Raw genomic sequence first — 9,207 nt, forward strand, 5'->3', positions numbered from 1 at the left:
GCCAACAAACAGGCGCACGAAGGAGAACAGCATGCTTCCGGCTCTATGGGTTGCCAAAACCGGTCTGTCCGCCCAGGACACCAACCTGACCGTTATTTCCAACAACCTGGCGAACGTTTCGACCACGGGCTTCAAACGTGATCGCGCCGAGTTCCAGGACCTGCTCTATCAGATCAAGCGCCAGCCGGGTGCCCAGTCGACCCAGGACAGCGAACTGCCGTCGGGCCTGCAAGTGGGGACCGGTGTGTCCATTGTCGGCACCCAGAAGAACTTCACCGCCGGCAACCTGCAACAGACCAACCAGCCGCTGGACATGGCCATCAACGGTCGTGGTTTCTTCCAGATCCTGCAGCCGGACGGCACTACTTCCTACACCCGTGACGGTACTTTCCACCTGGATTCCAATGGCCAGGTGGTAACCGCCAACGGTTTTGCCCTGGAGCCGGCGATTGTCGTGCCCAACGATGCCCAGACCTTCACCGTCGGCACCGATGGCACCGTGTCGGTCACCATCGCCGGCAACCCGGCCTCGCAAGTGATCGGCAACCTGCAGACCGCCGACTTTATCAACCCGGCCGGCCTGCAAGCCACCGGTAACAACCTGTTCCTGGAAACCGCCTCCAGCGGCGCGCCGCAAGTCGGCACCCCGGGCCTCAATGGGTTCGGCACCACCCTGCAAAGCACCCTGGAAACCTCCAACGTCAGCACCGTGGAAGAGATGGTCAACATGATCACCACCCAGCGTGCCTACGAGATGAACTCCAAGGTGATCTCCACCGCCGACCAGATGCTTTCGTTCGTTACGCAGAATCTGTAATCCAGTCTAAGGGGCGCCCATAAGGCGCCTGCAACACCGTGAGGTAAAGGTCATGAGTCGCTTTGTTTCTGTTCTGGCATTGAGTGGGATTGCCGTGCTCGCGGGCTGTGTCGCGCCGACGCCAAAACCCAATGACCCGTACTACGCGCCGGTGTTGCCGCGCACGCCGCTGCCAGCGGCGGCCAACAATGGCTCGATCTACCAGGCCGGTTTTGAACAGAACCTGTACAGCGACCGCAAGGCGTTCCGGGTCGGGGATATCATCACCATCACCCTCAACGAGCGCACCACGGCGAGCAAGAATGCCAACTCCCAGGTGGCGAAGAACAGCAAGACCGGCATCGGCCTGACCTCGCTGTTTGGCGGTGGCTTGAACACCAACAACCCCCTGGGCAGCGGTGACCTGAGCCTGGACGTGGGCTACAGCGGCGACCGCGCCACCAACGGCAGCAGCAAGGCCGGGCAGGGCAACAGCCTGGTGGGTTCGATCACCGTGACCGTCGCCGATGTGCTGCCCAACGGCATCATTGCCGTGCGCGGCGAGAAGTGGATGACCCTCAACACCGGTGACGAACTGGTGCGCATTGCCGGCATGGTGCGCGCGGACGATATCGCCACCGACAACACGGTGCCGTCCACACGGATTGCCGATGCACGCATTACCTATTCGGGTACGGGTTCGTTTGCCGACGCCAGTCAGCCGGGTTGGTTCGACCGTTTCTTCCTTAGCCCGCTGTTCCCTTTCTAGGTGATCACTTTGAACCTTAAACAGCTGATGGCGGCGGTGTTGTTGCTCTCCCTGAGTGCCGCTGCCCAGGCCGAACGCCTGAAGGACATCGCCAGTATTTCCGGGGTGCGCACCAACCAGTTGATCGGCTACGGCCTGGTGGTGGGCCTCAACGGCACGGGCGACCAGACCACCCAGACCCCATTCACCCTGCAGACCTTCAACAACATGCTTTCACAGTTCGGGATCAAGGTGCCGCCAGGCTCGGGCAACGTACAGCTGAAAAACGTCGCGGCGGTGTCGATCAGTGCCGACCTGCCGGCGTTCTCCAAGCCGGGGCAGGTGGTGGACATCACCGTCTCGTCCATCGGTAACTCGAAAAGCCTGCGCGGCGGCACTTTGCTGATGACCCCCCTTAAAGGTATCGACGGCAATGTCTACGCCATCGCCCAGGGCAACCTGGTGGTGGGCGGGTTTGATGCCGAAGGGCGCGACGGCTCGAAGATCACCGTCAACGTGCCATCGGCCGGGCGGATCCCGGGTGGCGCCACCGTGGAGCGCACCGTGCCCAGCGGGTTCAACCAGGGCAACAGCCTGACCCTGAACCTCAACCGTTCGGACTTCACCACCGCCAAGCGCGTGGTGGACAAGATCAACGACATGCTCGGCCCGGGCGTGGCCCAGGCCATCGATGGCGGCTCGATCCGCGTGACCGCGCCGCTGGACCCCAGCCAGCGTGTGGACTACCTGTCGATCCTGGAAAACCTTGAGGTCGACCCGGGCCAGGCGGTGGCCAAAGTCATCATCAACTCGCGTACCGGCACCATCGTGATCGGGCAGAACGTCAAGGTGTCGCCGGCGGCCGTGACCCACGGCAGCCTGACCGTGACCATTACCGAAGACCCGATTGTCAGCCAGCCCGGGCCGTTGTCCGGTGGCCAGACTGCCGTGGTCCCGCGTTCGCGGGTCAATGCCCAGCAAGAAGCCAAGCCGATGTTCAAGTTCGGCCCCGGCACCACCCTGGATGAAATCGTGCGTGCGGTGAACCAGGTGGGCGCGGCGCCCGGCGACTTGATGGCGATCCTTGAAGCCCTGAAACAGGCCGGCGCCTTGCAAGCCGACCTGATCGTGATTTGAGGCCATGGCCATGGACATGCGCAAGAGCGGTATCGCCAGCACGGCAGACTCGGGTTCCTACTCCGACCTGAACCGGCTTAACCAGCTCAAGTTCGGCGACAAGAACAGCGACGGCAACATGCGCAAGGTGGCGCAGGAATTCGAGTCGCTGTTTCTCAACGAGATGCTCAAGTCCATGCGCTCGGCCACCGATGCCCTGGGCAAGGACAACCCGCTGAACACGCCGGCGGCCAAGCAGTATCAGGAAATGTACGACCAGCAACTGGCCGTCTCGCTGTCCCGCGAGGGCGGTGGTATCGGCCTGGCGGACGTGCTGTTGCGCCAGATGCAAAAGAACCAGCCAGTGGCAGGGCAGGCCTCGACCTTGCAGGGCCCAGAGGCGGTCGAGAAGAAAGTCGACGTACCGACGCCGATTGCCGCCGGCACCCTGGCCGATGGTCCGCTGGGCCGCGCCAATGGTCAGCGGGCGCTGTGGGCGGCGCGGGTCGAGGTGGCGCCGCGGGCCGATGACGGCACCGTGCACAATGATATGGCGCTGATGAACCAGCGGCGCATCGCCTTGCCGAGCAAGCTCACCGATCGCCTGCTGGCCGGGATTGTGCCGGGCGTCGAAGCGCCGGGCACCGCCAAGGCTGCGCCACTGCGCAACAGCGCCGCCGAAGATGGCGTGATCAACGGCGCGGCGCGCACCTTTGCCGCCCGCGATTCGCGCATGCAGATCTACGGCCGCGCCATGGCCCAGCCACCGCTGGCCCCGGCGAAAAAAGCCTTCAGCTCCCAAGACGAGTTTGTCGCCACCATGCTGCCCATGGCCAAGCAGGCGGCCGAGCGCATTGGCATCGACCCGCGCTACCTGGTGGCCCAGGCCGCCCTGGAAACCGGCTGGGGCAAATCGGTGATGCGCCAGCAAGACGGCAGCAGCAGCCACAACCTGTTTGGTATCAAGGCCGGCCAAAGCTGGCAGGGTGCCCAGGCGCGGGCGATTACCAGCGAGTTTCGCAATGGCGAGATGGTCAAGGAGACGGCGCAATTCCGTTCCTACGACTCTTACCAGGACAGCTTCCACGACCTCGTGACCCTGCTGCAAAGCAATGAAAGATATAAAGAAGTGCTGAAGTCGGCCGATAACCCCGAACAGTTTGTACGCGAGTTGCAAAAGGCCGGTTATGCAACGGATCCAGACTACGCCAGCAAGATTTCGCAGATCGCCAAAACCATGAACAGTTACCAGAACTACGCTGCCGCTGGCGCATCCACTCATTTATAAGGTTTGAACCATGGGTTTGCTCAATATCGGGATGTCAGGACTCAATGCGGCTCAGGGATCGCTTGCGACCTTGAGTAACAACATTGCCAACGCCAAGACCCCTGGCTACTCACGTCAACAGACCACGCAGACGGCCAACGGCTTGACCGGGAGCGGCGGTGTGTTCGTGGGCACCGGCACGACGCTGTCGGATGTGCGCCGGGTGTATAACCAGTTCCTCGATACCCAGTTGCAGACCACCACATCGTTGAATTTCGACGCCAAGGCTTACCTGGACCAGATCGGTTCGGTGGACAAGCTGCTGTCCGACAAGTCCACCGGGGTCGGTGCGGCCTTGAACAGTTTTTTCGCCGCGTTGCAGACGTCTTCGGCAAACCCCAGCGACAACTCCGCGCGCCAGTTGGTCCTGACCATTGCCCAAACCCTGGGCAACCGCTTCAACTCGATTGCCAGCGAACTGAACAAACAGAAAGAAGGCATCAACAGCCAGTTGGAGACCATCACCGGCCAGGTCAATCAACTGACGTCGTCGATTGCCTCCCTCAACCAGCAGATCTCCCAGGCCAAGGGCCAGGGCAATGGCGAGCCGGCGAACCTGCTGGATGCGCGCAACGAAGCCGTGCGCTCGCTCAATGAGTTGGTGGGGGTCAAGGTCACCGAGTCGGAAGGTCACTTCAATGTGTCCCTGGGCACCGGCCAGACCCTGGTGGCGGACGGTGTCTCCAACAAGCTGTCGGCCGTGCCGAGCCGCGATGACAAGAGCCAGTACTCGATCATGTTGGCCAGTGCCGGGCAGCAGATGGACGTCAGTTCGGTGATCAGCGGTGGCTCCATCGGTGGCTTGCTGCGTTATCGCCAGGATGTGCTGATGCCGGCCATCAACGACCTGGGGCGTACCGCCATGGTCGTCGGCGAAGCGATCAATACCCAGCTGGGCCAGGGCCTGGATGCCAACGGGCAGTTTGGCGGCGCGCTGTTCAATGATATCAACAGTGCGTTTGCCATCGGCCAGCGCAGTGTCGGCGGCCCGAACAACAGTGCGGGCTCCGGCAACCTCAATGTCACGATCACCGACACCAGCAAACTGAGCACCTTTGACTACAAGGTGACGTTCAGCGACGACAAGATGTACACCGTGCTGCGTTCGGACGGTAAGTCCATGGGCACCTACGACATTACCCAGACACCACCGCAAATCGACGGTTTCACCCTGGCCCTAGATGGCAAGGGGCCGGTGGCCGCAGGCGATACGTTCAAGGTCAGCCCGACCGCCGGTGGCGCGATGGACCTCAAGGTGGTGATGACTGACCCCAACAAGTTGGCGTTTTCTGCGCCGCTGCTGGCCGAGGGCAATAAGAACAACAGTGGCACCGGCGTGTTCGGTGCGCCGACCCTGAGTTTGCCCCTGGATATCCATGGCGGCGCCGGCACCGCGCAGCTGGAAGCGGCGATCAAGGGCTCGATGCCGGTCAAGATGACCTTTGGCAAGCCTGCCGCCGATGGCACCCAGAGCTATGTGATCAATAACGCCCAGGGCCAGCCCATTGGCACCGGCACCATCGTGCCGGGCCAGGACAACAAACTGACGATCAAGGTGCCGTACGTCGATGCCAATGGCGACCCGCAGACGTTCGGGGTCGACACGGTGATCCGCGGCGAACCGAAGGCGGACGACAGCTTCACCGTATCGTTCAACAGTGGCGGCAAACTGGACAACCGCAATGCCCTGCAATTGCTCGACCTGCAAACCCGCAAGACTGTGGGCGCCACCGATGGCAATGCCGGCGTGAGCATGAGCACCGCGTACAGCCAGTTGGTGTCGTCCGTGGGCGGCAAGGCCAGCCAGGCCAACGTCGATAACAACGCCACCGGCGCCATGCTCGCGGCGGCCACGTCCAATCGCAGCTCGGTGTCCCAGGTCAACCTGGATGAGGAAGCCGGCGATATGATCCGTTTCCAGCAGTACTACACCGCGTCGTCGCAGATCATTAAAGCTGCGCAAGAAACCTTCAGCACGCTGATCAACAGCCTTTAAGGGAGTTTGAGACGATGCGTATCTCGACCGAACAGTATTTCAACACCACGACTGCGCGTTATACCAATAACTTCTCCAACGTCACCAAGACCCAGCAGCAGATCGATTCCGGCGTACGCATCCAGACGGCGGCAGATGATCCGGTGGGCGCGGCGCGTTTGCTGTTGCTGCAACAGCAGCAGGATATGTTGGGGCAGTACGCGGGCAATATCAGCAGCATGAAAAACTCGCTCAACAGCGAGGAAAGCGTGCTCGACGGCATCAACACCGCCCTGCAACGGGCCGGTGAACTGTCCCTCAAGGTCGCCGGCAAGGGCGGCGGCGGCATCAGTGACGACGACCGCAAGGCCGTAGCGGCCGAGATCGGTGAGATCGAGAAGCAGGTGTTGAGCCTGCTCAACAGCAAGGATTCGTCCGGCCATTACCTGTTTGCCGGCGGCAAGAGCGACACCCCGCCGTACGCCCGCAACAGCGACGGCACCTACAGCTATCAGGGGGATGAAACCCCCCTGAGCCTGAAGGTTTCCGACACCTTGTCGATGGTGGTCAACGACACTGGCAAATCGATCCTGGAAGGCACGGTCAACGCGGGGCGTACCCAGGCGACCGGTTCGGTCAACGATGGCAAGGTCCTGGTTTCGGGCGGGATCGTTACGTCGCCGTCGACCTATGACAGCAGCTTCACCGACGGCCAGCCGTACAAGCTGACCTTCCTCAGCAGCACCGAATACACCGTGACGGATGCGACGGGCAATGACATCACCGCGCAAACCCCCGGCAACGGCAAGTTCGATGCGACCAAGGAGGGCAGCGCTTCGGTCACCGTGCGCGGCGTGACCTTTGATATCGACCAGAACCTTGGCGACGCCAAGCCCGGCGCAGAGGCGGATGCGGTGTACAAGGACCGGGTGTTCACCCTGGAAGGCAAGCCGGACAGCTTCAGTGTCTCGCGCACGCCCAGCAACGCCTCCTCGGCGCAACTGTCGGCCGGGGCTGTCACCAGCCAGGCGGATTACAGCAGCACCTTCCCGAACAAGGGCGCGGTGATCAAGTTCACCTCGGCCACGGCGTACGAGGTGTATGCCCAGCCGATCACCGCCGACAGCACGCCGGTGTCCAACGGCAATGTGGTCCCGGGTACGCCCGCCCAGCCAGGGCCGCCACCTGTGCCGGCCACGCCGGATACCATCACGGCGGCGGGCGTGACGTTCAACATTACCGGCGCCCCCGGCAGTGGCGATCAGTTTGCGGTAGGTTCCAATACCCACAAGACGCAAAATGCGCTGGATACCCTCAGCCAGTTGCGCCAGGCCCTGGAAACCCCGTCCGACGGCGACCCGATTGCCCAGGCCAAGCTGACCGACGTGGTCAACTCGGCGATTACCAACCTCAAGGCCTCCCAGGCCCAGGTTGACGGCGTACGGGGCTCCATCGGGGCGCGGTTGAACACACTGTCGATCCAGGAAACCGAGAACACCAGCATGGTGCTGGCCAACAAGTCGACCACCGCCGCCATTGGCGATACCGATGTGGCCACGGCCTCGATTGACCTGGCGTTCCAGAAGGCAATGCTGGAGGCCTCGCAGCTGGCTTTTGTGAAAATCTCCCAGTTGAGCCTGTTCAGCCGGATGTAATCGGCCCGGCAAGACCCGGCGGCTCACCCTGGAAACAGGGTGGGCCGTTGTCGTTTCTGGCGCAGGCTTTTAAACAAAGCGCACAAAAATGAGTGACCTATGAGTCATAAAGCGCATCTTCACTGTATCGTGTGAAAAGGCCAGGCCGTCTTTTGGGCCCGGGTCAAGGCGACTTCGGTGGTTTTTTGCGGGGTTATCCCCTTTATTGTCAGCGCTCCTGAAGGGTTTTCAGGGGTGTTCTCCAGCTATTTTGTATTGGGAAGCCACAATGATTGGCATAAAAAGCATCGCCAGCTACGTGCCGGCAGAAGGGCTGGACAACTACGCCCAGGGTGCCAAATTCGCCAAGGATGAAGAGTTCATCATTGGCAAGATCGGTTCGGCATTCCTGCCACGCAAGGAGGCTGGCCAGGAAACCTCTGATCTGTGCGTCGAGGCGGTCAACGCCTTGTTTGCCAATAACCCTGGGCTCAAGCGCGAGTCGATTGACGCGCTGATCGTCGTGACCCAGAACGGCGACGAAGAAGGGCTGCCGCACACCGCCGCCATCGTCCAGGACAAGCTAGGCCTGCCGACCCACGTCGCGGCCTTCGATATTTCCCTGGGCTGCTCCGGCTATGTCTACGGCATCTACGCCATGAAGGGCTTTATGGAAGCCGCCGGCCTGAAAAACGGCCTGCTGGTGACCGCCGATCCGTACTCGAAGATCGTCGACCCGGAAGATCGCAACACCACCATGCTGTTCGGCGACGCCGCCACCGCCACCTGGATGGGCGAAGACGCCCCCTGGCAGCTGGGCAAGGCCAAGTTCGGCACCGACGGCTCCGGCGCGCCGCACTTGAAGGTCAGCGATGGCGTGTTCTTTATGAACGGCCGCCAGGTCTTCAACTTTGCATTGCTCAAGGTGCCGGCGCATTTGCATGAGCTGCTCAAAGAGTCGGACCTTGTGGCCGACGATATCGATGCGTTCTGCATCCACCAGGGCAGCGCGGCGATTGTCGATGCCGTGGCGCGGCGCTTTGAAGATGCGCCGGTGGAGAAGTTCATCAAGGACATGGTCGAGACCGGCAACACCGTGTCGTCGAGCATTCCGCTGCTGCTGGAAAAGCACGTGATGGATGCCGAGTGGAAGCGCGTGGCCATTAGTGGCTTCGGGGTTGGTCTGTCGTGGGGTTCGGCGATTATCTATCGGCCGTGATGTGCTGATAGGTTGCATAAAAAACACCCGGGATCGAAAGATCCCGGGCGTTTTTGTTTATGGGCACTTACATATATTTGTAGGAGTCGGCTTATCAGCGTAGTCGTGAACGATGATGTTGATTGCCTAATGTGCTACGACGATTTTCCGGGCGTCATCGACATACTTTGCCCTTGAACCGTAGAGTAATGTTTAGCGTAAATGTCGTGCGATATTTGATGGTTAGTATTGCACGACAATATTTCTAATTATTTGTATTTGGATTAAATGGTGTTTTTTGTATTTTATAATATTCTTAGGGATGGTCTGAAGTAGCCATGTATTTCCCCGGCATACCACCTAGCGCAACTTTTAAACTCGCCAAATGATCAAAAAACAATCAATTCGACGAG

The 9,207-nt window shown here is 60.9% G+C and carries 7 protein-coding genes; all 7 read left to right on the forward strand.

Annotated features, from left to right (window positions below; all coding sequences use genetic code 11):
• Window positions 1-31: 31 nt before the first annotated feature.
• On the forward strand, window positions 32-817 hold the full coding sequence (gene flgG / locus AO268_RS05425; RefSeq protein ID WP_099168097.1) for a flagellar basal-body rod protein FlgG: 786 nt from the start codon (window positions 32-34) through the stop codon (window positions 815-817).
• Between the two features lie 52 nt (window positions 818-869).
• Entirely contained in the window at window positions 870-1,565 is a 696-nt protein-coding gene (flgH, locus tag AO268_RS05430) for a flagellar basal body L-ring protein FlgH (protein ID WP_032859002.1), read from the forward strand.
• 27 nt (window positions 1,566-1,592) lie between these two features.
• Window positions 1,593-2,681: a flagellar basal body P-ring protein FlgI gene (locus AO268_RS05435; protein WP_176561341.1), complete on the forward strand. Its 1,089-nt coding sequence runs from the start codon at window positions 1,593-1,595 to the stop codon at window positions 2,679-2,681.
• A gap of 4 nt (window positions 2,682-2,685) precedes the next feature.
• Window positions 2,686-3,948: a flagellar assembly peptidoglycan hydrolase FlgJ gene (flgJ, locus tag AO268_RS05440; RefSeq protein WP_099168099.1), complete on the forward strand. Its 1,263-nt coding sequence runs from the start codon at window positions 2,686-2,688 to the stop codon at window positions 3,946-3,948.
• A gap of 10 nt (window positions 3,949-3,958) precedes the next feature.
• On the forward strand, window positions 3,959-5,983 hold the full coding sequence (gene flgK / locus AO268_RS05445) for a flagellar hook-associated protein FlgK (RefSeq protein ID WP_099168100.1): 2,025 nt from the start codon (window positions 3,959-3,961) through the stop codon (window positions 5,981-5,983).
• 14 nt (window positions 5,984-5,997) lie between these two features.
• Window positions 5,998-7,617 (forward strand): flagellar hook-associated protein 3, encoded by a 1,620-nt coding sequence (locus tag AO268_RS05450; RefSeq protein WP_099168101.1) that lies wholly within the window; start codon window positions 5,998-6,000, stop codon window positions 7,615-7,617.
• A gap of 268 nt (window positions 7,618-7,885) precedes the next feature.
• Window positions 7,886-8,815, forward strand: a complete 930-nt coding sequence (locus AO268_RS05455) for a ketoacyl-ACP synthase III (protein ID WP_099168102.1) — start codon at window positions 7,886-7,888, stop codon at window positions 8,813-8,815.
• Window positions 8,816-9,207: the final 392 nt, after the last annotated feature.

Origin of the sequence: Pseudomonas sp. ICMP 8385 (genome assembly GCF_002699915.1) — a bacterium.
GTDB classification, from domain to species: Bacteria; Pseudomonadota; Gammaproteobacteria; order Pseudomonadales; family Pseudomonadaceae; genus Aquipseudomonas; species Aquipseudomonas gessardii.